The organism is Actinoplanes sp. NPDC021490, assembly GCF_055562135.1.
The window spans coordinates 146,570-173,198 of record NZ_JBVHFW010000018.1; the positions used below are offsets into that span (position 1 = coordinate 146,570).

Here is a 26,629-nt window from a genome sequence, read left to right on the forward strand (position 1 = left end):
GGCCATCCCAAGCCCCCACCCACCCTGGGGATCGGGCCGAACCATACGCCGCGCCGACAGCCCAAATCCCGTTGTCCACAGGAGAAACCGTGCCAAGTTTCCGCAGCAGATCCCGATCGTCCCCTGTTGATCACGGCGGCTCACCGGCCGACCGCGACGCCCCGACAGCCCTTCCGATCCGGCCCGCCGCCGTACGCACCGCCGCCGTACGCGCCGCCGCCGCAGTTCACGCCGCCCTACGAGCCGAATGGACCAAGGCCCGCACCACCCCCGACCTCCCTCTGGCCTTCCTCTTGACCACCGCCTGCGCCCTAACCACAAACGGCAAGCTGACCCTGCACCTAACCCAGGCCATAGTGGCCGTAGCCGGCATCCACATCCTCGGCGGCGAATACGCCACCGGCCTGATCCGCTCCACCCTGCTCACCTCCCCCCGCCGCTGGCCCGTCCTGACCGCCAAGGCCCTGCTACTCACGACCGGCACCGCACTGGCCACCGCAGCCTCCACCCACCCAGCGACCATCACCTATCTAGCCTTGATCGCCCTCTTCTCTTTGGGCACAGCCGCCCTCCTACGCCATTCCACCGCCGCCGCCGGCCTGGTCTTCGCCGTCCTCTACGTCCTGCCGGTAACCGTCCGCTGGTTGCCGGATCCCGACTGGGCGCTGCGTCTCTATCGGGCCGCCCCTTCCTCGATAGACCTGACCGATCCCGTACGCGGCCTGACCGTGACCGCCGCCTGGACAGCGGCCGCGTTCCTGCTGGGCACCCTGGCCCTCCGGCATCGTGATCACGGCACCTAGGCTTGCGCCCGTGTTCACGGGGCTGGATGACATCGACTGGGATTCGCTGCAGCACGCGTACGGCCCGGCGGGAGACGTTCCGGGATGGGTTCGTGGCCTCGTCGATCCCGATCCGGCCGTCCGCGAGCAGTCCCTCGACGCCATGTACGGCGCGGTCCACCACCAGGGCGACGTCTACGACTCGACGGTGGCCGCGGTGCCCTACCTGATCGAGGCTCTGACCACACCGGGCCTGCCCGGCCGGGAGGACATCGCGCAGCTGCTCACCAGTGTGGTCGAGCTCGGCGAGTGGCCCGACGAGGCCGGGCTGGACGAGGACACGGCCGAGATGCGCCGTCAGGCCGTACGGGCCAACGCGCTCGCCGTGGCGGCGGCGCCCGCCCTGCTCGGCCTGGCCGACGACCCCGACCCGGCGGTGCGGGCGGCCGCACCCCGGCTGTTCCTCGCGCTGGGGGCGGCGGTCCCCGATCTCGGCGGTCTGCTGATCGGCCTGCTCGGCACCGAGGACGACGCCGCGGTGCGGATGGGGTTGTTCGACGCCCTCGGCGACCTGGAACTCGACGACGACGCGGTCGGCCGGCTGGTGTCCCTGGCCCGGTCGGCTCCGGCGTCCACCGCGCTGGCCGCCCTGATCGCCGTGGCCCGCAACGATCCGCACCGGGCGCCCCTCGCCGGGGTGCCCGAGCTGGTCGACCGCGCCTACGCCGAGGACGGGCCGGTGAGCGCGCCGGGCGGCCACACGGACACGCTGATCGGGTCGCTGCGGGTGATGCGGGAGGAGATGGAGGAGGGTCGCCGGGCGCCGCACTGTTCGCGCATGGTCGAGGATCTGACCGACGCGCTCGGGCCGCGTGTGGCCGAGCGGATCGCGATCGTCACCCCGCTGCTCGCCTCGACCCACGACGACCTGGCCGGGGACGCGCTGTTCGCCGCGAACAAGCTCATCTCGGGCTGGCGGGGCGATTATCGCGAGGCGGTGACCCGGGTCGCCGGGTTCCTCGAACGTTCCCGGCCGCTGGCCGGCCGGGCCGCCGACATGCTCCGCGACTGGGGGCCGGTGGCCGCGCCCGCCGCGGAGACGGTCGCCCGCCGGCTTGCCCGCATCGACGCGCGGCCGTGGCGGGACGGGCTGCCGGAGTGGACCGTCCGATACCCGAACGACCGGCCGGGGCTGCACCCGTACGTGGAGATCCTGGCCGGTCTGGGCGACGAGCGCGCCTTGCCGATGCTGCTGACCGCGCTGCGGCTTCCGCGGCGCCCGAAGAACACCGGGTACAAGCTGGCCCGGTTCGCCGGGCACGCTGACCGGATCACCGCCGAGATCGTGCCGCACTTCCCGGTCCTGGCGGCCGGCGAACGGGAACCCCTCGAGTGGTTCGCCTTTCAGATGGCCCTGCGCGCCTTCGGGCCGGCGGCCGCCCCGGCCGTGCCGCGCCTGCTCGCTTCGCCGCTGCGGGACTGGTCGGCGGCCACTCTGGGCCGGATCGGCCCGGCCGCCGCCGAAGCCCTGCCCGCGCTGCGGGTGGCCGCGGCGGGCGACGATCCCCGGCTGGCCGTCGCGGCGGCCGGCGCCCGGTGGCGCATCGACCGGTCGCCGGACGCGCTGGCCCGGCTGACCAGCCACCTGGACGGTCCGGCGGCGAACGCGGCGTTCGAGGAGATCGCCGCCATGGGTCCGGCCGCCGCCCCGGCCGCACCGCTGATCGCCACCTATCTGGATGTGGCTCCGGTGCCGGCCGCCCTCGCGCTGTGGCACCTCACCGGCGAGGCCGGTCGCGTGGCCCCGGTCCTGGCCACTGCCTGGCGCGACGACCCCCGCAGCCGGCCGGCGATCGCCGGTGCGGCCACCGGACCGCTGGCCGCGGCGCTGGAGATGCTGTTCCGGGCCGAAGCCGCGGCCGGCCGGCGGTTCAACGTCTCGCCGCACTCGTGGTCCAGTTCGCAGGTGGCCGAGGACGAGCGCCTGCTGGAGCTGTGCCGGCGGCGGTGAGGGACGCGCCTCAGCCGTCGTCGGTGGCGACGGCGTCGACGGCCAGCCGCTGGTAGGACCGGAACAGCTGATGCTGAATCCGGATCTTTTCCTCCCCGATGGTCCGGCCGCCGGCCCAGCCCCGGAGCCGGTCGCGGGCGATGCAGTCCTCCACGTCCACCGCGGTCAGGTCCCAGATCACCAGGTCGGCGCCGCACCTCTCGGCCACCTCGCGGACGGCCTCGAGATAGTGCGGCAACAGGAACGGGTCGTCGCACACGACGTCGATCCCCGACCGCAACAGCGCCTCGATCGCCGCGTTGACGACGAGTTGCTCGCGCTGGGCGTACCGGGCGCCGTAGGCGTCGCCGTCGTCACCGAACACGTGCGGATGCAGCATCGCCGCGATCTCGTCGCTGCCCACCCGGGCCCGGCACTCCGGGTCTTCGGCCACCCAGCGCAGCGCCTCGGTCGTCTTCCCGGAAGCCGGCAGGCCCCGGGTCACGATGAGCGTCCGCCGCCGGTTCCGGCACCGCGCCGCGCTCACTGCCCGGCCGTGCCGGGTCGAAAGTCATGGTCCACGCAGCGATGCTGACCGGCGGCGGCCGCCTGGATCTAGATAGCAGCCACGAACGTGCTCGCGGTTACTCGCCCGGCTTCTTGAACTCCACCGGTTCGGTGTCCTCGAGGTAGTCGGCCAGGGTCCGGTAGGTCACCGGGTTGACGATGTCGTGGCGCATGTCGTCGCTGTGGTTGGCCCAGTCCGGGTTGACCATGTAACCGGCCACGACCAGGCTGGCCGAGCCCACGACCAGCGACGCGGTGCGGTTGGCGTCGGTGGTTCCGGTCTTGCCGAAGATCGGGTGCCGGATCGTGCGGTACGCGTTGGGCTCGGTGCTGCCGGAGCAGTTGCCGAGTTGCGCGCGGTCGCCGACCGGGCAGCGGGCCGCGTCGATCGTCTTGCGGGCCACGTCGGCGTCGGTGGCGCGCTTGCAGGACGGCTGGCCGGTCTTGAGCTTGCTGCCGTCCGACGCGGTGATCTGCCTGATCGGGGTGGGCGTGCAGTACATGCCATCGCCGGCCAGGGTGGCGTACGCGTTGGCGATGTCCAGCGGCGTCGACGCGGTCACGCCGAGGGTGAACGCGCCGAACTGGTGCGCCGCCTCCTCGGTCTTCATCAGGTCGCGATCGCCGGACGAGCGGTACTGCATGCCGAACCGCTTGGACACGTCGATGACCTTCTCGGCGCCGACCTGTTCCTGCAGCGGGACGAAGTACGTGTTGACCGACTTGCCGAAGCCGCTCCACATGTTGAACGTGCCCTTGGTGTTGGGCGACGAGTTCGACGGGCAGTAGAACGACGTGTTCGGGCAGGCGGCCGGCGAGTCGAAGGCCACCGGGTAGCTCGACTTGTAGGTGGAGTCCGAGGTGATCGGGTGGTCGAGCTCAAGGCCGTTCTCGAGCGCGGCCACCATGGTGAACATCTTGAACACCGACCCCGCCTGGTAGCCGTCGATGTCGCCGCCACCGGTGATGATCGGGTTGGTCGTGTACGGGTACGTCGCCCGCTGACCGGCCCGGCGCAGCCCCGGGTTCGAGCTGGGCGGGTTGGTGCCGTCGTCGAGCTTGAACTTGCGGTTGGCGGCCAGCGCCTTGACGTGGCCGGTGCCCGGCTCGACCCCGGCGATCAGGACGGCGTTCTTGTTGTTGTCCTTGATCTTGCGGGTGATCTGGTGGCGGGCCGCGTTCTGGGCCTTCACGTCCATCGACGTGATGACCGTGTAACCGCCGCTCTTGAGCTGACGCTCCCGGTCGTACGAGTTGGCGCCGAAGTCCTTCTGCTCCATCCACCAGCGGTAGAAGTAGTCGCAGAAGAAGCCCCAGCTGTTGGTGGCGACCGACGTGCACCCGTTTCCGGGCCGGTTCGTCGTACGGGCGAGCTTGGTCTTCTTGGCCGCCTCGCCCTCGGCCTTGGTGATCTGGCCGAGCCCGACCATGTTGTCGATGATGTAGTTGCGCCGGTCGAGCGCCTGCGGATAGCCCGACTTGCTGGTCGGGTCGAACGCGGTGGGCGCCTTGACCATGCCGGCCAGCAGCGCGGACTCGGCGATCGTGAGGCTCTTGGGCGACTTCTTGAAGTACACCTGGGCGCCGGCGTAGATGCCGTACGCCCCGTTGCCGAACGGCGCCAGGTTGAGGTAGCGGGTCAGGATCTCCTTCTTGTTGAGATCCTTCTCGACCTGCAGCGCGTACTTCATCTCGGCGATCTTGCGTTCGGGGCTGTCCTTGGTCGCGTCGATGGCCTCCTGCGCCGTCTTCGCGCCGTAGGCCTGAGCCATCCGCACGTACTGCATGGTCAGCGTGGAGGCGCCCTGCTGCGACCCGCCCTGGCTGTTGTTGACGAACGCGCGGGCGATGCCCTTCACGTCGACGCCGTTGTGCTCGTAGAACTTGTGGTCCTCGGCGGCGACGATCGCGTTCTGCATGTTGACCGAGATCTGATTGTTCGGCACGTCGCTGCGGAACTCGTCGTAGAGCACGGCCAGCTGCGTCTTGCCGTCGGCGGCGAAGACCCGGGTCACCTGGGGCGCGGCCTGCTGCACGAGCGTGCTCGGCAGCGATGCGAACTCCTCGGCGCCGGCCTTGGCCACCAGCCCGCCCAGGGCGACGGCCGGGAACGAGGCGGCGGACACCACCACGGCGGTCAGCAGGCCGCACGTCAGTAGCAGCCCGGCCTTTCCGAGAAGAGATCGGTTGCTCGCCACGGGTCGCCGGACCCCTTCCTCGACGCCGACAGGACGCCGAGGAAGGTACCCGATCGAGTCGAGGGTTAACTGAAAGCCCTCGACCGGCTCAGCGCAGCCACCGGGACGGCACCGCGGCGGCTATCGCTCGGTATCCGGTGGGGTTCAGGTGCAGGTGGTCGCCGGTGTCGTAGGCCGCGAGCAGCCGGCCCGGGGCCTGCGGATCCCGGACCGCGGCATCGAAGTCGGCCACCCCGTCAAAGATCTTGTTGTGACGGATCGCACTGTTCGCCGCCGTACGGGTGTCCTCGCGGTAACCGTCCGGATCGTCGTATCCGGTATTGCCCCCGAACGGTGTGATGGTGGCCCCGTAGACCTTGATGTCCACCGCGTGGGCCCGCGTCACGAGCTGCTCGTACGCGACCAGCAGATCCTCGGTCACGGCCTTCTGGGCGGCCACGGTGGCCGGGGCCGTGCCGATGTCGTTGACCCCCTCGAAGATCAGCATCCGGTCGACGCCGCTGGTCGACAGCACGTCGCGGTCGAGCCGGGCCAGCACGTTGGGGCCGAGCCCGTCGTTGAGCACGCGGTTGCCGCCGGCCGCCTGGTTGAGCAGCGCGACCCGCGAGCCGCGGACCTGGTCGGGCCACCGGTCGTTCCCGTCGGTGGTCGAGCCGCGGCCGTCGGTCAGCGAGTCCCCGACGATCGCCATCGCGGACGCGTCCGCCTCGACTTCGACCCCGCTGATCAGGTACCAGTGCGCCACGCCGACGGCCCCGGGCAGGTCGGCGTCCGTGTGCCGATCACCCGCGATCAGGTGCGAGGTGGTGCGCGACCCTGGGTGCGAGGTGAGGTTGAGCGTCGCCTGCCCCGAGGCCAGATAGACGGTGATGGTCAGGTTCGCGCCGCGGCCGACCGGGAAGGCCACCGGGTCGGAGACGATCTGCGCGCCCACCGGCACCGTCACCGACGGCCGCCCGCCGAACGTGAGCGGGCGGCTCGACCCGGGCACGATCGCCGGCGCCCCGGCCCGCCCGCCGGCCGGCTCGGCCACCGCGGCCGCGGTGATGGGCAGCGCCGCGCCGCCGAAGGCGTTGGACAGCCGCACCCGCAGGCGCGGGCCACCGACCGTCACGTGCACGGTCTGCCGCAGCGTGGTGTCGACCAGCACCGACGACTCCCCGGTGAAGGGGGCCGGGGGCAGGTTCGCCGGCTCGGTCAGTTGCGGCATGGCCGTCCAGGTGTGGATCCACCGCGGGCGGTCGGGCCGGGGCAGGGCGGGCACCAGGGCCAGCCCGCCCGCCCCGAGCAATGTACGGCGTCTCATCGGACCCTCCGGCTCTCCGGCGGGCCGAAGCAGCTGTACTTCTCGCCTCCGGTGTCGACGACCAGACGCTGCACGATCGCCGTCGGGTCGACCGCCCGGAAGGTCAGCGTGTGCGTCCCCGGCGACGAGATCTGGTGCGTGGTCGTGGTCCGGTTGATGTTGTCGGACGTGTTGCGGGCCCACTGACGGTTCATCGTGGTGTCGTTGGCGCCGGTCGCCTTGGTGATGTTGACGACCTGGGGCGTCTGCCCGTCGATCGACACCGCGTACTTCAGCCCGTCACCCGGCAGCACGTTGTTGCGGGGCGACAGATAGGCGGTCACCTTGACCGGCCCGCTGCTGGTGAGCGTCATCTTGTAGTCGAGACTCGCGCCCTCGCTCAGCGGCGTGAGCCCGTTGCCGGTCTTGCCGATCCCGGGAAGCAGCCGCCACTGGCCGGCCTTGCCCGTGTAGTGGTCGGCCTCCATCGCCACATAGCCGTCGGCCTCGAGGAAACCCTTCGCGGGAAGCGCGGGGTGGTTCACCGGCGCCTGGACGACCACCGACGAACCGGCGCCGGTGACGGTGATCGGCACGCTCGTCGCTCCGCGCGGCGCCCGCTTCCAGTCGACCCTGACGACGGGCCGGACCTGGTCGGTGACGACACCGGAGGCCGGGCTCACGTGCACCCATGATGCGCCCGTGGTGATCCGGTACCGGAACGGCGTGGTGCCCTTGTTGTAGATGTCGAGGGTGGGCGGGCGCATGCTCTGCCACGGATTGAGCTCGGGCAGCCGTACGGAACCGACGCCCAGTTCGGCCGCGGCGGGCACGGTGATGCGCTTGAGGTACGGATAGATCTCGTCCGGCAGCGCGACGTTGTTGAGCTCCGGCTGCTGCCAGGGCGCGTTCGGGCCGTAGCGCTCGACGTTCCCGTACCCGATCTTGGGTTGCAGTTGCCAGTTCTTCCACTTACCGCCGGCCAGGGTCGTGTTGTAGTAGTCGCTCATCGCCTGGTCCTCGGCGAACAGCCGCTCGGCCTGATCGGCGAGCCGGTTGGTGGCCGCCCGGCCCTGGGCCGCGTACGCGATGTTGGTGAACTCCGCGCGCCGCAGCTCGTAGATGATCGCCGTGTCCTTGATCTGGTAGTAGACGAGCTGGTAGAACGCGTCCTGCCAGTCCTTCGGCACCCGTTGGCGCACGTGCTCGGCCCGGCGGGCCAGGCCGATCCAGTCCTCGGTCACCCGGTCCATCTCGCCGTAGTCGGTCAGGCTGAACGGCGTGGCCTGATCGTCGTAGACGACCGCGCCGGTGGCCGGGTCGAGCGTGATCCGCCGGTTGAGCAGCTCCGGCTTGCGGCGCGACTGCAGGAAGCCGTACGTGTCGAGCAGTTCCGCGACGGCCAGGGCAAGCCGGTCACCGAAGTTCTGCGCGGCGAACTGTTCGGTCCACTCCCCCAGCCGCGTCACCGGCCAGGCGTCCGGGTTCCAGGCGTAGTCGAGGAAGAACTGCGTGGGCAGCTCCTCGTTCTTGAGGTCGCCCACGTTCACCATCCACAGGCGATTGACCCCTTTCCCGTACGCCAGATTGAGCTGTTCCCAGGTGTTGGTGAGGTTGACCGTGTCGGCCCACTTGTAGTTGCGGCCGTCGCCCACGTAGTCGAAGTGGTAGTACATGCCGTAGCCACCGCTGCGCGCCGGAAGGGACGCGTCCGGGAGCTTGCGCAGGTTGCCCCAGTTGTCGTCGCAGAACACGACCGTGACGTCGTCCGGTGGCCGATAGCCGTTGTCCCAGTAGCGCTGCACCTCCTTGTAGAGGGTCTGCACCTGGGGCCGGTCGATCAGCCCGGTGTCGCGCAGGATCTCGCGCTGGCTGTCGATGATCGAGGACATCAGGTCGATCCCGTCCCCGTCCGGCAGCGAGACGTCGCCGTTGCCGCGCATGCCCAGCGTGATGACGCCCTCGATGTTCTGGTCGCGCATCCGCTCGGCCCCGTCCCGCCAGTACGCCTTGATGGCGTCGGCGTTGCGGCGGAAGCTCCACTCGCCGGTGCCGGTCGGGTGCCGGTTCCACTCCTCGATGCCGCGCATCATCGGGGCCTCGTGCGAGGTGCCCATGACGACCCCGTACAGGCTCGCGGTGGCGTGGTTGAGCGGGTCGTCCTCGGCGAACGCCCGCCCCCACACCGCCGGCCACAGGTAGTTGGCCTTGAGCCGCAGCATGGTCTCGAACACCTTGGCGTAGTAGGCCGAGTTGAGCCCGCCCGGATAGCCGGGGGCCTTGCCCGGTCCGAAGTAGCCCGGGGCCCAGGTGCCGGTGGCCGGGTTCTCGTCGTTGATGAAGAAGCCGCGGTACTGCACCTTCGGCGTGCCCTGAGTGTGGCGGCCGGGCAGCACGTACAGCGCGGCCTTGCGGGCTACCGGCACGTCGTCCCAGAAGTACCAGGGCGAGACGCCGATGCTCTTCGACAGGTCGTACGCGCCGTAGATGCTTCCCCGCTGGTCGCTGCCGGCGATCACGAAGGCCCGCCGTACGCCGGGCAGGGGATCACTGACGACCTGTTCGACCGTGGTCTCCCACTTGCCCTTCACGCCGCTCACCTCGAGCTTGCCGCGCGCGATGATGCGGTCGATCAGCGGGCTCTTGCCGATGGTGCCGACGATGATCGGGTCACGGCCCGCCGGGATCGTGTCGTGGCCGACGGCCGGTTCGACGCCGGTGACCTTCTTGATGTCGCTCTGCAGATCGTCGGCGACCCGGATAACGCCGGCGTAGTCGTCCTTGCTGACCACGATGGGCGCCGCCGTGCCGCCGGCCACGAGCGGGAAGCGGCCGGGTCCGCCGGTCGTGGCCACATAGCCCGCCGGCGCCGGCGCCGGGGACGTGGTCCGTGTTGCCTGCACCGGGGCCGGCGCGATGACGACGAGGGCGGCCGTCGTCAGCACGGCCATCACGGCCCTCACTTGAGCAGCCTCAGCGGCACGGCGTCGGCCATCGCGGCCATGCCGGCGTCGTTCGGGTGCAGGTGATCACCGCTGTCGTACGCGGGATTGAGGCGCAACGGATCGGCCGGATCACCCATCGCCCGGTCGAAGTCGATCACGCCGTCGTACTCGCCGCCCGAGCGGATCCAGCGGTTGAGCACCTCCCGCTTGCGCTCGTTGGCCTCGGTGAAGAAGCCGAGCGTGTCGCCCTTGAACGGCAGGACCGTGCCGCCGATCGCGACCATCCCGGCCGCGTGGGCGCGGGCGATCAGCTGCCGGTGACCGGCGATCAGGTCGTCCGCGCTGACCACCTCGGAGGCCGGGGCGACCGTGCCCGGGTGACCGAGGTCGTTCACGCCGAGCAGCACGATCAGGTATTGCGCGCCGGGCTGGGCGACCACGTCGCGGTCGAACCGGCGCAGGGCGCTGTGCCCGAAGTACGCCGCGAACGACTCGGCGTCGCTGCCCGCCGCCGGGTTCGGGTCGTGCAGCAGCCGGTTGCCCGAGATGCCGACGTTGGCGATGCCCCGGCGCAGACCGGCCGCCCGCAGCCGGGCGGCCAGCAGATCGGGCCAGCGGTGGTTCAGGTTGTTGGCGGTGTTGGCGCCGTTGGTGATCGAGTCGCCCAGGGTGATGATCGCCGCGCCGCGGTCGCGCACCGAGACACCGGAGAGGAACAGGTACTGCCCGATCGTGGCGACCGGGGTGACCGTACGCGCGGCGGTGACGTCGCCGTCGGCGATGACGTTGTCCTGGAACGCGAACGCGGCCAGGGTCGTCACCGGCGTCCGGGCCGGCAGATAGAGGCTGATCGCCAGGTCGCCGCCGGGCGGGACCCGCAGCCGTACGGGATCACTGAGCAGGGGCGACCCGGCCGGGATGGTCACCTCGGCCCGGTTGCCGAAGGTCACCCGCCGGTCGCTGCCGGGCACGATCGCGGTGGCGGCCCCGCTGCCGGAGCGCAACGCCACCCGCACGGCCCCCAGACGCAGCGGGCCCTGGCCGAACTCGTTGGTGACGCGGATCCGGATCTCGTCGCCGCCGGCGCTGCAGTGCACGACGTGCCGGACGGTCTGGTTGGCCAGCACGGTGGGCGCGCTGGGCGGGGTGGGCGGGATGGTGGTGGGTGCGGCGGCCCAGGTGGCGATCCACCCGGGAACGGTCCAGTCGCCGTCGGCGTCCTGGTGGGCGGTTTCCGCGGCGTGGGCGGGCGGGGGCAGGGCAAGACCGGCCGCGGCGGTGACCGCCGCGCCGGAGGTGAGGGCGAGTAGTTCGCGACGGGTGGGCATTTGAACCTCCGCGGTGGATCGGAAGTTTCGGTAACGCATCGGACGAACCCCCGTAACGTAAAGGCGTTCATCTATGTCGTCAATATCCGGACCGCTGGATCATGGGGTTTTAGCGGACTTTGAGGCCGCCGGAACTTTCGGCCTTCCGGCCGGAAAGTACCGCCCTAACTTGGCGGTCGCGTCAAGTTAGAGGTAGCTTGTTGACCATGCAGTCAAGTACCGAGACGGACGACCTGGTCGTCGTCGAACCGGAGGCGGCCGAGCCCGCTCCGGCGCCCCTGATCCTGCTGGAGCCGGCCGACGGCGACTCCGGTGTCTGCGCCGTCGACGGGTGGTGCGACTGATGAGCGCCAGCGTCTTCGGCCGCGCGGCCGAGCCGATCGTGGTCGACGTCTGGAGCGACGTCGTCTGCCCGTTCTGCTACCTCGGCAACGCCGTCCTCAAGGAGGCCGTCGAGCAGTTCCCGCATGGCTCGGCGGTCCAGGTCCGCTATCACAGCTTCCAGCTCAACCCGGGCTTCCCCGAGGGCGAGGCCGTCCTGGCCGACGACTACCTGGCGCAGAACTACGGCATGCCCAAGGCCCAGATCGAGGCCTCGCACGCCCAGCTGGCCGCGCGCGGCGCCCAGTCCGGCCTCGACTACCGGTTCCCGTCCACCATGATGATCAACACGCTGGACGCGCACCGGATGATCCACCTGGCCAAGGCGCACGGCCAGGAGCTGCCGATGGTCGACCGCCTGTTCCGGGCCGAGTTCACCGAGGGCCTCAACCTGGCCGACCACGCGGTGCTGGCCGACCTGGGCGCCGAGCTCGGCCTCGACCGTGCCGAGGCCCTGAAGGCCCTGTCGGCCATGGCTTACGAGCAGGACATCCGGGCCGACCTGGCGCAGGCCCGGCAGCTCGGCATCAGCGGCGTGCCGTTCTTCGTCTTCGACAACAAGCGGGCCGTCTCGGGCGCCCAGCCGGTCGAGATGTTCCGCCAGGCCCTGGACGTGACGTGGCAGGACAGGGCAGCCTCCCCCGCATGAGAGCCGACGCCCGGCGCAACGTCGAGGGCATCCGCCGCGCTGCCCTCGACGTGTTCCGCACCGGCGGCCTGACCACCCCGCTCGACGAGGTGGCCCGGGCCGCCGGCGTCAGCAAGGGCACGATCTACCACCGCTTCGGCAGCCGCCGCGGCCTGATCGACGCGGTGGTCGACGAGCTGGTGGCCGCCCGCATCCACGAGATTATCGACGCCGTGGACGCCCTCGACGGCCCACTGCTCCGCTTCGAGCAGTACCTCCTGCGCACGTGGCTTCTCCAATTCGACGAGCCCGCGGCCAACGACGTCCTGATGCGCGCCCTCCCCGACTCCGAACCCCTGACGTGCCTGTTCGACCGCGCCTGCCACTTCGGCACCCGCCTGCTGGCCGACGCCCAGGCCGCCGGCGTGGTCCGGGCCGACATCACTCCCGAGGACCTGAACTACTTGATCCTCGAACGCGGCGTCATAGTCCGATCCTGCAACCAGCAGACCCGCGCCGACTACCACCGCCGCCTCGACTTCGTCCTGCGCGGCCTGCGCACCCATCGATAGCTACCCCTGGTCGTGTGTTAACCTTCCGGGCGACAAGTAGGGCGGTGGGTCGGACCGCAGGTGAGACCGCGTCGGCTGCTCGCATCGGGCGGTCTTCCATGGCACGCTTAGGGCAGCATCCGCCGAGACGTGAGGCGATCTGATGAGCGTGGCAACGCAGGCACACCCGGAACCGTGGAGCGAGGACGAGTACTTCGCGCTCGGCGAGACCCCCAACCGGATCGAACTGGTTGATGGGAGCTTGTTAGTGAGTCCCGCACCGAGCAAGCGCCATCAGAACATCGTGCTCCTGCTGGCGATGAACCTGTACGTCCCGGCTCGGCGTGCCGGACTCCGTGTGCTGCAGGACATCAATCTTCGTCTGGTGACCGGCCGCATCCTCCAGCCCGACGTGGTCATCGCCGACACTGACTTCGACGGCGCAAAGCTGGAGGCCGCTGAGGCCAAGCTCGTCGCCGAGGTGGTGTCACCGAGCAACGCGGGGACAGATCGGCTGCTCAAACCACAGCTTTACGCGGCCGCCGGCATCGACTGGTATCTCCGGATCGAGCAACCGCAGGACTCGGTCGAAGTACACCTGCATAAGCTCGTCGGCGACCATTACATCCCTTTTGCGATGGCAGTTCCCGGTCAGACGCTGACCATGGACGAGCCGTTTGCTTTCGAGCTCGAAGTGGCGTCCTTACTGGAGTCATAGCCGACGCCCGCGCGCCCGATAGAGGCCGGCGGCGGCGCTGGAAGCGCCGCCGCCGGCTTCATGGAGCGGGTCGGGTCAGGTTGTCGAGCAGGCCAGGTTGTTCACCGACGGTGGCGCGGTGCCGGTTCCCAGCATGCCGAACGTGACGTACTTGCCGGCCGCGACCGTGCCGTTGTAGGCAGCGTTCTTGACCGTGACCAGCGAGCCGGTGCTCGTGGCCGTGCCGTTCCAGGCCTGTTGCAGGCTCTGCGAGCCCGGCCAGGTCCAGGAGACCGTCCAGTTGCCGATGGCGGCCGTGTCGGCGTGCACCATCACCTCGGCCTGGAAGCCTCCGTTCCACGTGCCCGTGATGTTGAACATCGCGTTGCACGCGGAGTTGCCCGGCGGCGGGGTGGTCGGCGGAGGCGTCGTGGGCGGAGGCGTCGTCGGGGGCGGGGTGGTGGGCGGAGGGGTCGTCGGCGGCGGAGTGGTCGGCGGCGGGGTGGTCGTGCCACCGCCGCCCACGCCGGTCACCTCGCCGTTGCCGCCGTCGAAGACGACGTCGGAGCAGCCGTAGAACGTCTCGTTGCTGTCCGAACGCTGCCACACCGAGTAGATCAGGTGGCGGCCGCTCTTGCCGGACGGCAGCGTCGCGTTCCAGTAGTAGTGACCGTCGTCGGAGCCGGGACCGCCCTGGCTGGGCGGGTTGGTCGACGAGTCGAACGGCGTCGCTTCGAGGTCGCTCCAGGCCAGCGCCCGGGTCGGGCTCCAGCTGTCCTTGGTGATGTACATGCGGAACGTGCCGGGGTGCTTGGCCCAGTTGTTGTACTGCACCTCGATCTGCCGGCCCGCGGTCAGGTGGGTCACCGGCCAGTCGTTACGCGCCAGGTTGAAGCCCGTGAAGTTGTACGGGCCTCCGGTGCCACCGGAACAGAGCTCACCGTTCGGGATGAACCCGTCCATCCGGCCCGCCCCGTCCGAGCGGAGCACGGCGAACCAGTTGTAGAGCGAGGTCGTCCCGCTCTGCGCGACCGCGGCGGCACAGGCCGCGTTCTTGGGCTCGATCGCCCCCGTGTTCGGGTTGCGGCCGTCCTTGTAGCAGAGCCAGGTGCGGCTGCCCGGCACCATCATGGCGCCGTGCGCCTGAGCGGCGACGGGAGAGACGACCGCTCCGACTCCGGCGGCGAGTAGTCCCGCCATCGCGTACATCAGAAGCTTTTTTCTCATGAACCAAAACCTCCTAACCGTTGGGGAACAGCCGGGCGAAGTCGGCGTAGCCGGTGGCCACATCGACCTGGGCCCAGAAACGGTGGTAGTTGAACGTGGGCGCCGGTCCGCCCTTCAGGTACGCGTCGACCTTCGGGTAGTCCGGGTCGTTCTTGTAGAAGGAGCGGATGTCCAGGAAGGACACGCCCGGCTTGATCTCGTCGCCGTTCGGCATCTTGCCGCTCCAGCCCGGCGGGATGTAGATGCCCTGGCCGGTCGACGCGTTGTAGGTGTCGTCCATCCGGTTGTAGTCGGCGCGGGTCTCGGTGACCGACACGCCCTTCGAGTCCTTCTTGGTCCAGATCGCGTCGAGCAGGTTCTTCGCCGCGGTCTTGGCCGCGGCGTTGCCGGACTTCGCCGCGTAGTAGGTGAGCAGCTTGGCGTACGAGCCGGCCACGCCGAGGTCCTGGCCGTGGCTGGTCACCGTGACGTGCAGGTTGGTGTTGGCCGCCGGTGACGACGCGTTCCAGGTGGCCGGGGCGCCCGTCCAGGCCATGTCCGACGGGATCGAGAAGTCGGTGGCGCTGATGGTGCTGTTCTCCAGCGCCCACGGCACCCACTTGTCCAGCACCGACTTGGCCTTGGCGTCATTGGTCAGGTAGTAGTACTCGGCCAGGCGCTCCAGCGACCAGGTCTGCATGCCGAACCAGCGGTTCGACGGCGGGTCCTCGTAGACCGGGGCTTCCACGTACGAGAGTCCGTAGAACGTCGGCACGCCGGCCGGACGGGCCTGGTAGCTGCCGTTCCAGCTGTTCGTCGCGCCGCCGGCGATCGCGCCCTCGGACGACTGCAGCCACTGGTAGAACTCGAGCTGCCGGTTCAGGCTGGCCTGCCAGTCGGCCTTGGCCGTCGGCGACTTCGGGGCGAAGGCGCTGACGTTGGACAGCACGTAGGCCGCCATCGGGTTCTGGTAGCCGAAGTGGCTGGTGCTCGAGCCGATCCGCCACGCCCAGCCGGCGTTGGTGTCGGTCGCGCCACCCCAGGCGTAATACCAGGACATCAGGTTGCTGGAGGCGTTCTTGCCGGTGCCCGCCGCGCACGAGGTCGAGGCGCAGCCCGGCTGCTTGAAGTACTTGTCGTAGAAGGAGTAGCGCAGGTAGTCGCCCATCTTGGCCGCGTTGGTCACGGACGACGTCAGCTGCGACTGCTTGCCCTGCTCGGTGGCCCAGGTGTACGCCCAGTACGCCGCCTGCACCGCGCGCGAGTCCGCGTCCGGGGCGTTGGTGTACTTCCACTGCTTGGCGTAGCTGGAGTCCTTGGTGAACAGGTCCAGGAAGCCGTTCGGGCCGCCGTGCTTGAACGTGTCGCAGGAGGGCTGCGGCACGGTCTCGAACGTCGACTCCTGCGGGCCGCGCTGGAAGGTGTTGATGTAGACGTTGCGCGAGGTGCCGTCACCGCAGTGGCCGAAGCCGTACGTGTTGTCCACGTCCAGCAGCCAGTGCATGCCGTAGATGTCGGAGGTGCCGTACGCGCTCTTCAGCTCGGACGCCAGCGGGTCGCTGCCCACCGAGACGCTCGGGTCGAGCTGCGACGGGTACTGCGACGGCAGCGGGTATTCGGCCGCGTACGTCGCCGGCTTGGACGCGTCGTACTTGTCGTTGGTCGGCTGGTCGGCGTGCGACGGGATGATGTACTTCTCCATCGTCGCCCAGGCGCTGTTGAACGGCGCCCAGTTGCCCGACGTGTGCCCGTATTCCGCCTCGAGCCACAGCCAGTAGCTGAACGCCTCGGAGGTGGTCTCGTGGCCGTGGTCGGGCGCCTCGTCGATCAGCGTCTCGATCGAGTGGTAGGGCACGCCGTCCGGGCTGAAGTAGCCGTTGGCCGGGTTCTTGATGTCGTTGTACATCTGGGTGAACCGGGCGTCGGCCGCACCCTCGCGGACGACGGTCGCGTTGATCGTCGCGGCGGTGTGCCCGGTCGCCGAGGCCGAGAACGCGGCGGTCGCGCCGACGGTCGCCGCGCTCGTGGCGGCGATCGTGACGGTCTGGCCGGTGTTCCAGTTGGCCGGGGTGAAGGTGAGCGAGGCCGGCGTGGCCGACACCGCGGTGGATCCGCTGCTACGGGCCACCGCCACGGTCACGTTGGCCGTGGGCGCCTTGGACAGCGCGATCTTGAAGGTGGATGAGGCGCCGGGCGAGACGCTCACCGAGGAGGCGTCCGCGACGATCGCCGGCGTGGTGGCGGCGTCGACGAAGACCGGCACGTCGGCGGTGTTGCTCTTGGTGCCCGCCGAGTCGTACGCGATCGCCTGCAGGTGGTAGGCCGCGGTCTGGGCCGGCACGCCGGTCCAGGTGTACGTGTACGGCGCGGCCGTGTCGGTGTTGAGCAGCAGGCCGTCGTGGTAGAACTCGACCTTGGCGACCGTGCCGCCGGGCACCGCCGTGATCGGGATCGACGCCGGCGCGGTGTAGCGCGTGTTGGCGGCCGGGCTGCTGATCTCGACCGTGGGCGCGTTGGCGGCGCCGTTGCATCGGGTGCCGTTGAGCGTGAACGCGGTCGGCACCGGGTTGGCCGAGCCGAAGGTGCCGTTGAAGCCGGTGCTGACCGACCCGTTGGCGCCCAGGTTGCCGTTCCAGGCCGCGTTGTTCACGGTGACGTGCTGGCCGCTCTGCGCGTAGACGCCGCTCCAGCCCTGGGTCACCTTCTGCGACGCGTCCGGGAAGTCGTACTCGAGCTTCCAGGAGGTCACCGCGTCGCCGGTGTTGGTGATGGCGATGTCGCCGGTGAACCCGCCGCTCCACTGGCTCTGCACCTTGTAGACGACGGTGCAGCCCGGGGCGGCGAGCGCCGGGGCGCCGGCCGCGAGGGCCGCGCCGGCGCCGAGGACGGCGGCGCCGGTGACGGCCAGCACGCGTCTGGCTCTTGATCTGACTTGCACGGGGGAAGTCCTTCCTGTGGGGAGGCGCGCTACGCCGGGGCGCAGGTGACCGGGGAGGGGACGGGATTGGTGCTGCCGCTGGTGCTTCCGAGGAAGCCGAACGTGGTGCTTGCGCCCGCGGCGAGGGCGCCGTTCCAGGAGGCGTTGCGCACGCTGACCGCGGTGCCGGTCTGCGTGTGGGCGCCGCCCCACAGCTGGGTGACGCTCTGACCGCCGGTGAAGGCCCACCCGACGGTCCAGGCGGTGACCGGGGCCGTGCCGGTGTTGGTGACGGTCACCTCGCCCTGGAAGCCACCGCTCCAGGTGCCGGTGACCTTGTACGCCGCCGTGCAGCCACCCGAGGGGGCCGGAGTGGTCGGCGGCGGCGTGGTCGGCACGGGCGTGGTGGGCGCCGGGGTGGTGGGCGCCGGGGTCGTCGGCGCCGGCGTGGTCGGCGTCGGCGTGGTCGGCGCCGGAGTGGATCCCCCGGTCCGGTCGGCGTACAGGATGCCGCGGCCGTTGGTGCCCAGGTAGACGCGGCCATAGACGCGCGGGTCACCGGCCAGGGCGTCGCCCATGTTCCCGTACTGGTGCTGGTCGTCGTTGATCCGGATCCACGAGCCGCCGGTGTCGTCGGAGCGGAACACCCCGGCCACGCCGCCGACCGTGCCGACCAGGAAGATCGCCGGGTGGGTGGCTCCCGGTGCCGCCTTGCCGAACGCGACGTTGATGCCCGAGGTCACCGAGGCCACCTTGGTGAAGGTCGCGCCGGCGTCGGTCGAGCGCAGCAGGCCGCTCTCCCCCGCGAACCAGACGTGACCGGCCGCGCCCGGAACGGCCTTGAAGTGCACCCGTCCGGTCGCGGGCAGGGCCGCCGACGACGCGGTGAACGTCGCGCCGCCGTCCTTGCTCGTGAAGAACTTCCCCGCGGCGTACGCGTAGAAGGTCTTGGGATCGACGCGGTCGCTCTCGACGATCGCGCCGGCCGGCACGCCGCTCGACGCCGTCCACGAACTGCCCCGCGTGGTCGAGTAGTGCACCCCGGCGCCGGCCGGCGACCAGACCATGGCGTTCGCGTCGGCGCCGACCGCGATCGTGCCGCCGCCGGTGACCCCGGCCGGCTCCTGGCCCTGATACCAGTTCTTGCCGCCGTCGGACGAGATGCCGATGTGCGGGGCGGCGTCCGCGTTGCCCACCCGGGCGAACACAGTCGGGCTGAGCTCGGCGAAGTCCAGCGAGGTGTTGCTGCCCAGGGCCGGGGTGTCGTGGAAGGCGGGCGGCACGGCGTCGAGCGAGGCGTGGTGGAAGCCGCCGATGTCGCCCAGCGCGCTGACCAGCGGGGCCCCCGACGGCGGGCTGGCCAGGTCGAGGACGGCGGTCTCCTCCAGGCCCTTGGCCATCGGCTTGATCGTGAAGGTGGTGTCGCTGTCCCAGTTGGTCAGCTGCGTCGTGCCATAGATGGTGGCGCCGGTGCCGTACAGCATGCGGTCGGAGTTGAACGGGTCGATCTCCAGCGACTCGTTCATCCAGCCGAGCTTGGGTGTCGACTCGGGCGGCTGCGGGTTGGTGTTGAAGTCGAGCCACGGGTTGGCCGAGATGTCCATGCTGTAGCGCCGGGACACCGACGGATAGCTGGTGAAGTCCCAGATGCGCGTCCAGGTGGCGCCGTTGTCGGTGCTCCGGAAGAAGATCGCGTCGGGCCACCAGGAGATCTGCGTGGCCACCATGAGCGTGCCCGGGTGCTGCCGGTCGACGGTCAGACCCGAGTAGCCGTAGTACGCGTCGGCGGCCGGGGTGGGCGAGATGTTCGTCCAGACGCCGGTAGTCGTGTCGAGCCGCTGCACCTGGCCCGCGCCGCCGTCGTACGGGCCGCCGGTGTCACTGGTCGCCAGGAAAAGATAGTTTCCCTGTACGACACCCTTGTGCGCGATGTAGCCGGTGGGCTGGCCGGGGACGCGTTCCCAGGTCGCGCCGCCGTCGAGCGACCGGTAGACCGGGTTCTGTTTGTCGGCCACGCCGACGTAGATCTGGTTCGCCGCGCCGAAGGTGACCCAGGTCAGTCCCTGGTTCTGGTTCAGATAGCCGTTCGGGTCGGCCGGGTCCTGCACGTAGTTGCCGGCGTTCGGGAAGTTCGCGACCTCGGCCCAGGTGGCGCCGTAATCGGTGCTGCGCCACAGCCCGTTTCCGCCCTCCGCGGCGAAATAGACGTTCCGGTTGTTGCGCGGGTCGACGGCCAGTCGCTCCCCCATGCCGCGCCCCGGCATGTTGCCGCCGTTCTTGAACGGCAGCTCGGTGATCTGCCAGGTGGCGCCCTTGTCGGATGAGCGCAGGATCGCGCCGTTGTTCGGGTCCCAGCTGTTGGTGTACATGCCGACCGCCGCGTAGACCCGGTTGGTCTCGACCGGGTCGGGCGCGATGCTGAGCACGCCGTTGTAGCCCCAGTTGTCCTGGTCGACCCAGTCGAGCAGCGGCGTCCAGCTCTGCCCGCCCTCATTCCAGCGGTAGGCGCCGCCGATGTCGGTGCGGGCGTAGATCAGGTTCCGCTCGCCGGGGTTGAACACGATGCCGGGCACGAACCCGCCGCCGTCGATCCGGACGTTCTTCCAGGCGTACGGATCGGCCGCCTCCGCGGTGGCCGTCAGCGGGTCGGCGAGCACCGCGGCCGGCGCGCTGAGCAGGGCGGCGGTGATGACCGCCGCGACGGTGGACCTTCGCATCCGAGACCTTCCATCGATGAGCTTCCACATGGGAGCGCTCCCAGAAGAGTCGTGTGCGTGTCACACCGCTGTCAAGCCCCGGAAACCCGGAGTTGACAATCGTGCATATCTTGGGAAATCTGCTGGGCGCCGCCGGGCGCGCTCGCGCGAGGGCGGGCGGTCGCGCTCACGCGAGGGCGGGCGGTCGCGCGAGGCGGGCGCGGGCGGTCGCGCGTGACGGGCCGTGCATGATGCCGCCACGTTGGGGCATGCGGCGCCACACGGGGTGCCGCGTCACCCCTCCGTGGCAAATTTCACCGGCTCCCGCAATGCGCCAGAGTATTGAACGATTTAAATTGCGGTAATGACCGGCGAACACCTTGGCAACTCTAAGGAATGAACCCATAACCGTACGTCAAGGATTTGCACGTCGTTTTTCTACGCTGTGTATCATCTGCCCGTGATTACGGGAGGGGCGCCAGTTGCCCCAGGTCGCCCGCGGTGGAGGAGTGTTTGATGAAGGTTTGCGTTGTCGGCACGGGCTATGTCGGGCTGACCACCGGGGTGAGCCTGGCCTTCCTGGGGCACCAGGTGACCTGCATCGACCTCGATCAGGAAAAGGTCGACATGCTGCGCGGGGGCAAGTGCCCCATCTACGAGCCCGGCATGGAGGAACTGCTGGCCGAGGCCGCGCCCAACCTGACGTTCACCACCAGCTACGCCGAGGGCGTGCCGGGCGCCGACGTCGTCTTCGTCGCCGTGCAGACCCCGTCCGCGGCCGACGGCAGCCCCGATCTGCGCTACCTGCGCTCGGCGGCCGAGAGCGTCGCGCAAAATCTCGACCACGACTTCACCGTTGTGGTCAACAAGTCGACCGTTCCGATCGGCAGTGGCAACTGGGTCGATGCGATTCTGCGCGATTCGTTCGCCCAGCGCGCCGGCCGTCCGGAGAACTGCGAATTCTCGGTCGCGTCGAATCCGGAGTTCTTGCGTGAGGGCAACGCGATCCACGACACTCTGTTTCCCGACCGCATCGTCATCGGCTCCGACAATCCGCGTGCTCTCGAAGTGCTCAACCAGCTCTACCGCCCGCTGATCAACCAGACCTTCACGCCGCCGGCCTTCCAGCCGCGCCCCGACGACACCACGGCCGTCCCGCTGGTGTCGACCGACCTGGCCAGCGCCGAGCTGATCAAATACGCGGCCAACGCGTTCCTGGCTCTGAAGATCAGCTATGTGAACGAGATCGGCCAGCTGGCCGGCAAGGTCGGCGCCGACATCACCGAGGTGGCCCGGGGCATCGGCCTCGACCAGCGCATCGGCTCGCGGTTCCTGGAGCCCGGCGTCGGCTGGGGCGGTTCCTGCTTCGGCAAGGACACCAAGGCCCTGATCGCCACGGCGTCGGAATACAACTACGACATGCCGATCGTGAAGGCCGCCCGCGACGTCAACCAGCGGCAGCGCGAGATCGCGGTCGAGCGTCTGCAGTCTGAGCTGCGCATCCTCAAGGGCCGCAAGATCGGCCTGCTCGGTGTGGCCTTCAAGCCCAACACCGACGACCTGCGCGACTCGCCCGCCCTCGACATCGCCGGCCTGCTGATCGCCCGGGGCGCCCGGGTCAAGCTGCACGACCCGATCGCCGGCGAGCGGTTCCGCCGCGAATACCCCGAGATGGCGCCGCACCTGAGCGACACGCTCGACGGCGTCTTCGACGACTGCGACGCCGTGGTCCTGGTGACCAAGTGGGCGCAGTACATCGAGCTCGACTGGGGCAAGTTCGTCGGCCTGATGCGTACGCCGATCGTGCTCGACGGCCGCAACGTGCTCGACGCCGAGCGCATGGGCCGCCTCGGCTACCGGTACCTCTCGATGGCCGGCTGAGGCCTCTACCCTTCGCAGCTCCAAGGTCGGTATCGACCGATCAGGCCACCCCGCCTCGGATATTCGCCGATATCCCGGACGGGGTGGCCTGTCTTTGGCTAGGGTCCAAGTGAGGCGCTTTTCCCGGCCTGACCAGGGGCTCTACCTTAACCGGTTAAGGTGTCCGGAGCAGCGACGCCGTATCGTTACCGAGACTAGTCAGCGGAAATCATTGCGCAACGTGCCGGTTACCTCTTGACTGTGATCCAAGTAGCGCTTCGGACGGCGACGTCTCCGGACGTCGGAAGCGCGATTTGACATAGGGAGCGGTATGTTCGGTCAACCTACGAGCCCGCGTTTCCGGGCCGCGCTCGCCGGCACGCTGAGCGCGGGGCTGGTTTTCGGCCTCGCGGCGTGCGGCGGCGACGATTCTGGCAGCGGCAGCGACACGGACGCCTCGGCGTCGGCCATCGACTGTGCGCCATACACCAAGTTTGGTGACATCAAGGGCAAGACGGTCACGATCTACACGGGCATCGTGACTCCGGAGGACACTCCGCACATCGAGTCCTACAAGCCCTTCGAGACGTGCACCGGCGCCACCATCAAGTACGAGGGCGACAAGTCCTTCGAGACCCAGATCCTGGTGCGGGCCCGCGCCGGCAACCCGCCGGACCTCGCGATCGTGCCCCAGCCGGGCCTGGTCAAGCAGCTGGTCTCGACGGGCAAGGCCGTGGCCGCGCCGGAAGAGGTGTCGGCCAACGTCGACAAGTTCTGGGACAAGGCCTGGAAGTCCTACACCACGATCGACGGCAAGTTCTACGGCGCTCCGCTCGGCGCGAGCGTGAAGTCCCTGGTGTGGTACTCGCCGGCGGAGTTCAAGGACAAGGGCTACACCGTGCCGACGACGCTCGACGAGCTCAAGGCGCTCAGCGACAAGATCGCCGCGGACGGCGGCAAGCCGTGGTGTGCCGGCATCGCCAGTGGTGACGCCACCGGCTGGCCGGTCACCGACTGGGTCGAGGACTTCGTCCTGCGCACCAGCTCGCCCGAGACGTACGACAAGTGGGTCAGCCACGAGATCCCGTTCAACGCGCCCGAGATCGCGACGGCGTTCGACGCCGTCGGTGGCTACCTCAAGAACGACAAGTACGTCAACGGTGGCCTCGGCGACGTCAAGAGCATCGCGACCACCACGTTCCAGGACGCCGGCCTGAAGATCCTGGAGGGCCAGTGCTCGCTGCACCGGCAGGCCAGCTTCTACGCTGCCAACTTCGAGAAGGGCACGAAGGTCGCCGAGGACGGAGACGTCTTCGCGTTCTACCTGCCCGGCAAGGACGCCAACACCAAGCCGGTTCTCGGCGCGGGTGAGTTCGTGGTGGCCTTCGCCGACCGCCCCGAGGTCAAGGCGTTCCAGACCTACCTGTCCTCGGACGTGTGGGCCAACACCAAGGCCAAGCTCTCGTCGGGCTGGGTCACCGCCAACAAGGGTCTCGACCAGGCCAACCTGACGAACCCGATCGACAAGCTGGCCGGTGGCATCCTGCTCGACCCGAACGCCACGTTCCGCTTCGACGGCTCCGACATGATGCCGGCCGCCGTGGGCTCGGACGCGTTCTGGAAGCAGTCGACCGCGTGGATCACCGGTCAGGACACCAAGGCCACGGTGGACAACATCGAAAAGGCCTGGCCCAAGTAATCACATAGCACTGCCGGGGCCGGTCGGGACATTTTCCCGACCGGCCCCGAACCTCTCTCCACTCCAGCGCAACTAGGAGGGCCGGGCCGCGTGTTCAACACCGCCTCCACCACCCCGGAGAAAATCCTGCAAATGCTCGCGGCGCTGCTCCTCTTCGCCGCGATCATGGGCGTCATTCTTTTCATCGCCGGCCGTTTCGGCGGCAGGCGCGGCGACAAGGTCGTCGCTTACCTTTACCTCCTGCCGGCCGTGCTGATGCTCGCGGTCGGTCTCGTCTATCCGGGCCTCCGCACCATCTACCAGTCGTTCTTCGACGCCGCGGGCAACGCGTTCATCGGCTTCGACAACTACGGCACGATCTTTACCGACAAAGACCAGCTGACCGTGCTGCGGAACACGGTGTTCTGGGTCGTCGTGACGCCGTTCGTGGCCACCGCGATCGGCCTGGTCTACGCCATCCTGGTCGACAAGTCGCGGTTCGAGTCGTTCGCCAAGGCGCTCATCTTCCTGCCGATGTCGATCTCGTTCGTGGCCGCCGGCGTGATCTGGAAGTTCGTCTACGAGTACCGCCCGGACCAGGGCAACGTGAAGCAGATCGGCCTGGTCAACCAGGTGATCGTCTGGCTCGGCGGTAAGCCCATCCAGCTGCTGATCGAATCCCCGCTCAACTCGTTCCTGCTGATCGTCGTGATGATCTGGATTCAGGCCGGCTTCGCGATGACCATCCTCTCGGCCGCGATCAAGGCCATCCCGGACGACATCATCGAGGCCGCCCGCCTCGACGGCGTGAACGCGTGGAGCATGTTCCGCAAGATCACGCTGCCGAGCGTCCAGCCGACCGTCGTGGTCGTGCTGACCACGATCGGCATCGGCACGCTCAAGGTCTTCGACATCGTCCGCACCATGACCGGCGGCAACTTCGAGACCAGCGTCGTCGCCAACGAGTTCTACCGGCAGACGTTCAACGCCGACAACCAGGGTCTGGGCGCCGCCCTCGCGGTCCTGCTGTTCATCCTGGTCATCCCGATCGTCATCTACAACATCCGCTCGCTGCGTCGTTCGGAGGCATCATGAGCACCAGCACTCCGTTGACGACCACGCCACCCCTGGTGGCCGACAAGCCGAGCGCCTCGTCGATCGCCAAGAAGCGCCTGAGCTCACCGTGGGCGTCGATCGCCGCGATCGTCATCGCGGTCCTGTGGACGCTGCCGACCTTCGGCCTGCTGGTGTCCTCGTTCCGTCCCGAGCGCGCCATCAAGACGACCGGCTGGTGGACGTTCTTCAGCGACCCCACCACCACGTTCGAGAACTACAGCAAGGTCTTCGGCGAGGAGGGCGGCGTCAACCTGGCCGCGTTCTTCGTCAACTCGCTGATCATCTGCATCCCCTCGGTGCTGATCCCGATGTCGATCGCGGCCCTCTCGGCGTACGCGTTCGCCTGGATCAAGTTCCCCGGCCGGAACGTCCTGTTCCTGATGATCTTCGCCCTCCAGATCGTCCCGCTGCAGGTCACGCTGATCCCTCTCCTCAAGATCTTCGTGAGCATCGACATCACGGGCACGTTCTGGACGTTGTGGCTGTCGCACGCGACGTTCGCCCTGCCGCTGGCGATCTACCTGCTGCACAACTTCATGCGGGAGATCCCGGCCGGCCTGATCGAGGCCGCCCGCGTCGACGGCGCGGGCCACGTCTCGATCTTCTTCAAGGTGATGCTGCCGCTGCTCACCCCCGCACTGGCGGCGTTCGGCATCTTCCAGTTCCTCTGGGTCTGGAACGACCTGCTGGTAGCCCTGGTCTTCGCAGGCGGCGGCGACGAGGTCGCCCCCATCACCCTGCAGCTGGCCAACCTGTCCGGCACCCGAGGCACCGCCTGGCACCTGCTGTCGGCCGGCGCCTTCGTCTCCATCATCGTTCCCGTAACGGTGTTCCTGCTGCTCCAGCGCTACTTCGTACGCGGCCTGCTGGCAGGCAGCGTCAAGGGCTAGGGCCCGCTCTCGCCCCGAGGGGCCGCGTCCACGTCCGGACGCGGCCCCTCCCCTTTCCCGCGCACCAGGCCCACCGTCGACCCGGGAGTCGGGTGACGGTGGGCCACGCCATCAGCGTGAGCGGTCAGTCGATGAGGATGTCGCAGAACACGCCGGTAGCGATCCCGTACGGCCCCTTGGCCAGCGAGCCGAGGCCGCCGCAGAACACGGACTTGCCGACCTTGGCCTCGCCGGACAGGTTCAGGCCCGGCACGGCCGCGCCGATGTCGCAGCCCCAGCCCAAGGCCGTGTTGCAGGGCAGGCCCGTGCCGTGCGAGTTGGCGGACCGTTCGGACTTGGTTACGAACCACTCGCGCAGCGCAGCCCGTGATTTGTCGCCGAACATGCCGTTGGGGTTGACGCCAGGCACGTACTTGCGCTGGAAGGTCTGCACGAGAGCGCGGGTCTGCTCGGTGTAAAGGCCGTCGATGGGGATGCGGGTCTGCTTGTTGCCGACGGCCCAGTTCATCCAGGTCTGCAGGCTGATGATGCAGGAGCCCGCGGTGCCCAGGTACATCAGATCGCATTCGCTCATGTCGAGCGTGATGCGAGTGTTGTACGGGGACTCGATGCCGGAATCCGCTTGGGCCGGAGCGCCGGCCCCGATGATGACAGCGCAGACGATGGCCAGGGCCGCGAGCGCCTTGCGGAAGGGTCCGTACCGTCTCATGGCTCTCCTTTGAGTCGGCGAGATCTTGCTGCTGACACGGCCGAATCAGAAGTGCAGTTCAGCCGAGCCGGCCCGAAGGTAGCGGCTTCACCCAAACGGGTGGCCCCAGGCGTTCGGGATATCCATAGTGGACGTTGCGCCCTTCAGGACCGGCCAGAAACTACACCTCGGCGGCGTGCCCGAGACGGTTATCCACAATTGGCGG

At 69.1% G+C, this 26,629-nt stretch carries 19 protein-coding genes; 10 read left to right on the forward strand and 9 right to left on the reverse strand.

Annotation, left to right across the window (positions count from 1 at the left end; translation table 11 throughout):
• Positions 1 to 89: 89 nt before the first annotated feature.
• Both ACZ3I4_RS36900 and ACZ3I4_RS36905 read left to right on the forward strand, forming a co-directional pair.
• Positions 90 to 803, forward strand: a complete 714-nt coding sequence (locus tag ACZ3I4_RS36900) for a hypothetical protein (RefSeq protein ID WP_465386737.1) — start codon at positions 90 to 92, stop codon at positions 801 to 803.
• Between the two features lie 10 nt (positions 804 to 813).
• The gene (locus ACZ3I4_RS36905) at positions 814 to 2,793 is read left to right on the forward strand and encodes a hypothetical protein (protein WP_465386738.1); all 1,980 of its coding nucleotides are present in this window, start codon (positions 814 to 816) and stop codon (positions 2,791 to 2,793) included.
• Between the two features lie 10 nt (positions 2,794 to 2,803).
• On the opposite strand, the gene ACZ3I4_RS36910 is transcribed toward ACZ3I4_RS36905, so the two are convergent.
• The 5 genes from ACZ3I4_RS36910 to ACZ3I4_RS36930 all read right to left on the reverse strand — a co-directional run bounded on the left by ACZ3I4_RS36910 (position 2,804) and on the right by ACZ3I4_RS36930 (position 11,095).
• Positions 2,804 to 3,277 carry an AAA family ATPase gene (locus ACZ3I4_RS36910; RefSeq protein ID WP_465386739.1) on the reverse strand — a complete coding sequence of 158 codons (474 nt, stop codon included), beginning with the start codon at positions 3,275 to 3,277 and terminating at the stop codon, positions 2,804 to 2,806.
• A gap of 139 nt (positions 3,278 to 3,416) precedes the next feature.
• A complete protein-coding gene (locus ACZ3I4_RS36915; protein WP_465386740.1) occupies positions 3,417 to 5,537 on the reverse strand; it encodes a transglycosylase domain-containing protein in 2,121 nt (706 codons plus the stop codon).
• A gap of 88 nt (positions 5,538 to 5,625) precedes the next feature.
• A complete protein-coding gene (locus ACZ3I4_RS36920; protein WP_465386741.1) occupies positions 5,626 to 6,843 on the reverse strand; it encodes an SGNH/GDSL hydrolase family protein in 1,218 nt (405 codons plus the stop codon).
• Positions 6,840 to 9,785: a glycosyl hydrolase 115 family protein gene (locus ACZ3I4_RS36925; protein ID WP_465386742.1), complete on the reverse strand. Its 2,946-nt coding sequence runs from the start codon at positions 9,783 to 9,785 to the stop codon at positions 6,840 to 6,842. The genes ACZ3I4_RS36920 and ACZ3I4_RS36925 overlap by 4 nt, the downstream gene beginning before the upstream one ends.
• Positions 9,782 to 11,095: an SGNH/GDSL hydrolase family protein gene (locus tag ACZ3I4_RS36930; RefSeq protein ID WP_465386743.1), complete on the reverse strand. Its 1,314-nt coding sequence runs from the start codon at positions 11,093 to 11,095 to the stop codon at positions 9,782 to 9,784. Before ACZ3I4_RS36930 ends, ACZ3I4_RS36925 begins: the two co-directional genes overlap by 4 nt.
• Before the next feature lie 206 nt (positions 11,096 to 11,301).
• Between ACZ3I4_RS36930 and ACZ3I4_RS36935 the strand changes: the two genes are divergently transcribed.
• The 4 genes from ACZ3I4_RS36935 to ACZ3I4_RS36950 all read left to right on the forward strand — a co-directional run bounded on the left by ACZ3I4_RS36935 (position 11,302) and on the right by ACZ3I4_RS36950 (position 13,373).
• On the forward strand, positions 11,302 to 11,439 hold the full coding sequence (locus ACZ3I4_RS36935; protein WP_465386744.1) for a hypothetical protein: 138 nt from the start codon (positions 11,302 to 11,304) through the stop codon (positions 11,437 to 11,439).
• A complete protein-coding gene (locus ACZ3I4_RS36940; protein WP_465386745.1) occupies positions 11,439 to 12,125 on the forward strand; it encodes a DsbA family oxidoreductase in 687 nt (228 codons plus the stop codon). Before ACZ3I4_RS36935 ends, ACZ3I4_RS36940 begins: the two co-directional genes overlap by 1 nt.
• Positions 12,122 to 12,676, forward strand: a complete 555-nt coding sequence (locus ACZ3I4_RS36945; RefSeq protein ID WP_465386746.1) for a TetR/AcrR family transcriptional regulator — start codon at positions 12,122 to 12,124, stop codon at positions 12,674 to 12,676. Before ACZ3I4_RS36940 ends, ACZ3I4_RS36945 begins: the two co-directional genes overlap by 4 nt.
• 142 nt (positions 12,677 to 12,818) lie before the next feature.
• Complete coding sequence (locus tag ACZ3I4_RS36950) at positions 12,819 to 13,373, forward strand: Uma2 family endonuclease (RefSeq protein ID WP_465386747.1); 555 nt, start codon at positions 12,819 to 12,821, stop codon at positions 13,371 to 13,373.
• A gap of 75 nt (positions 13,374 to 13,448) precedes the next feature.
• Here ACZ3I4_RS36950 and ACZ3I4_RS36955 read toward each other — a convergent pair whose 3' ends face one another.
• The 3 genes from ACZ3I4_RS36955 to ACZ3I4_RS36965 are packed head-to-tail and all read right to left on the reverse strand — an operon-like array spanning position 13,449 to position 20,192.
• On the reverse strand, positions 13,449 to 14,579 hold the full coding sequence (locus tag ACZ3I4_RS36955) for a lytic polysaccharide monooxygenase (protein ID WP_465386748.1): 1,131 nt from the start codon (positions 14,577 to 14,579) through the stop codon (positions 13,449 to 13,451).
• Positions 14,580 to 14,592: 13 nt separating this feature from the next.
• Entirely contained in the window at positions 14,593 to 17,466 is a 2,874-nt protein-coding gene (locus tag ACZ3I4_RS36960; protein ID WP_465386845.1) for a glycoside hydrolase family 48 protein, read from the reverse strand.
• Between the two features lie 59 nt (positions 17,467 to 17,525).
• Positions 17,526 to 20,192 (reverse strand): cellulose binding domain-containing protein, encoded by a 2,667-nt coding sequence (locus ACZ3I4_RS36965; protein WP_465386749.1) that lies wholly within the window; start codon positions 20,190 to 20,192, stop codon positions 17,526 to 17,528.
• Positions 20,193 to 20,687: 495 nt separating this feature from the next.
• Here ACZ3I4_RS36965 and ACZ3I4_RS36970 point away from each other — a divergent pair, with 495 nt between their 5' ends.
• The 4 genes from ACZ3I4_RS36970 to ACZ3I4_RS36985 all read left to right on the forward strand — a co-directional run bounded on the left by ACZ3I4_RS36970 (position 20,688) and on the right by ACZ3I4_RS36985 (position 25,715).
• Positions 20,688 to 22,052: a UDP-glucose dehydrogenase family protein gene (locus ACZ3I4_RS36970; protein ID WP_465386750.1), complete on the forward strand. Its 1,365-nt coding sequence runs from the start codon at positions 20,688 to 20,690 to the stop codon at positions 22,050 to 22,052.
• 310 nt (positions 22,053 to 22,362) lie between these two features.
• Entirely contained in the window at positions 22,363 to 23,730 is a 1,368-nt protein-coding gene (locus ACZ3I4_RS36975; RefSeq protein ID WP_465386751.1) for an ABC transporter substrate-binding protein, read from the forward strand.
• 132 nt (positions 23,731 to 23,862) lie between these two features.
• Positions 23,863 to 24,804: a carbohydrate ABC transporter permease gene (locus tag ACZ3I4_RS36980; protein WP_465386846.1), complete on the forward strand. Its 942-nt coding sequence runs from the start codon at positions 23,863 to 23,865 to the stop codon at positions 24,802 to 24,804.
• Positions 24,801 to 25,715: a carbohydrate ABC transporter permease gene (locus tag ACZ3I4_RS36985; protein ID WP_465386752.1), complete on the forward strand. Its 915-nt coding sequence runs from the start codon at positions 24,801 to 24,803 to the stop codon at positions 25,713 to 25,715. The genes ACZ3I4_RS36980 and ACZ3I4_RS36985 overlap by 4 nt, the downstream gene beginning before the upstream one ends.
• A 124-nt stretch (positions 25,716 to 25,839) precedes the next feature.
• On the opposite strand, the gene ACZ3I4_RS36990 is transcribed toward ACZ3I4_RS36985, so the two are convergent.
• Positions 25,840 to 26,424 carry a peptidoglycan-binding domain-containing protein gene (locus tag ACZ3I4_RS36990; protein WP_465386753.1) on the reverse strand — a complete coding sequence of 195 codons (585 nt, stop codon included), beginning with the start codon at positions 26,422 to 26,424 and terminating at the stop codon, positions 25,840 to 25,842.
• Positions 26,425 to 26,629 lie beyond the last annotated feature (205 nt).

Excerpts from the sequence above, each read along its gene's own strand:
- ACZ3I4_RS36920 (WP_465386741.1), bottom strand. The coding sequence starts at position 6,843 with ATGAGACGCCGTACATTGCTCGGGGCGGGCGGGCTGGCCCTGGTGCCC.
- ACZ3I4_RS36930 (WP_465386743.1), bottom strand. The coding sequence starts at position 11,095 with ATGCCCACCCGTCGCGAACTACTCGCCCTCACCTCCGGCGCGGCGGTC.
- ACZ3I4_RS36935 (WP_465386744.1), top strand. The coding sequence starts at position 11,302 with ATGCAGTCAAGTACCGAGACGGACGACCTGGTCGTCGTCGAACCGGAG.
- ACZ3I4_RS36940 (WP_465386745.1), top strand. The coding sequence starts at position 11,439 with ATGAGCGCCAGCGTCTTCGGCCGCGCGGCCGAGCCGATCGTGGTCGAC.
- ACZ3I4_RS36945 (WP_465386746.1), top strand. The coding sequence starts at position 12,122 with ATGAGAGCCGACGCCCGGCGCAACGTCGAGGGCATCCGCCGCGCTGCC.
- ACZ3I4_RS36950 (WP_465386747.1), top strand. The coding sequence starts at position 12,819 with ATGAGCGTGGCAACGCAGGCACACCCGGAACCGTGGAGCGAGGACGAG.
- ACZ3I4_RS36955 (WP_465386748.1), bottom strand. The coding sequence starts at position 14,579 with ATGAGAAAAAAGCTTCTGATGTACGCGATGGCGGGACTACTCGCCGCC.
- ACZ3I4_RS36965 (WP_465386749.1), bottom strand. The coding sequence starts at position 20,192 with ATGCGAAGGTCCACCGTCGCGGCGGTCATCACCGCCGCCCTGCTCAGC.
- ACZ3I4_RS36970 (WP_465386750.1), top strand. The coding sequence starts at position 20,688 with ATGAAGGTTTGCGTTGTCGGCACGGGCTATGTCGGGCTGACCACCGGG.
- ACZ3I4_RS36975 (WP_465386751.1), top strand. The coding sequence starts at position 22,363 with ATGTTCGGTCAACCTACGAGCCCGCGTTTCCGGGCCGCGCTCGCCGGC.
- ACZ3I4_RS36980 (WP_465386846.1), top strand. The coding sequence starts at position 23,863 with ATGCTCGCGGCGCTGCTCCTCTTCGCCGCGATCATGGGCGTCATTCTT.
- ACZ3I4_RS36985 (WP_465386752.1), top strand. The coding sequence starts at position 24,801 with ATGAGCACCAGCACTCCGTTGACGACCACGCCACCCCTGGTGGCCGAC.
- ACZ3I4_RS36990 (WP_465386753.1), bottom strand. The coding sequence starts at position 26,424 with ATGAGACGGTACGGACCCTTCCGCAAGGCGCTCGCGGCCCTGGCCATC.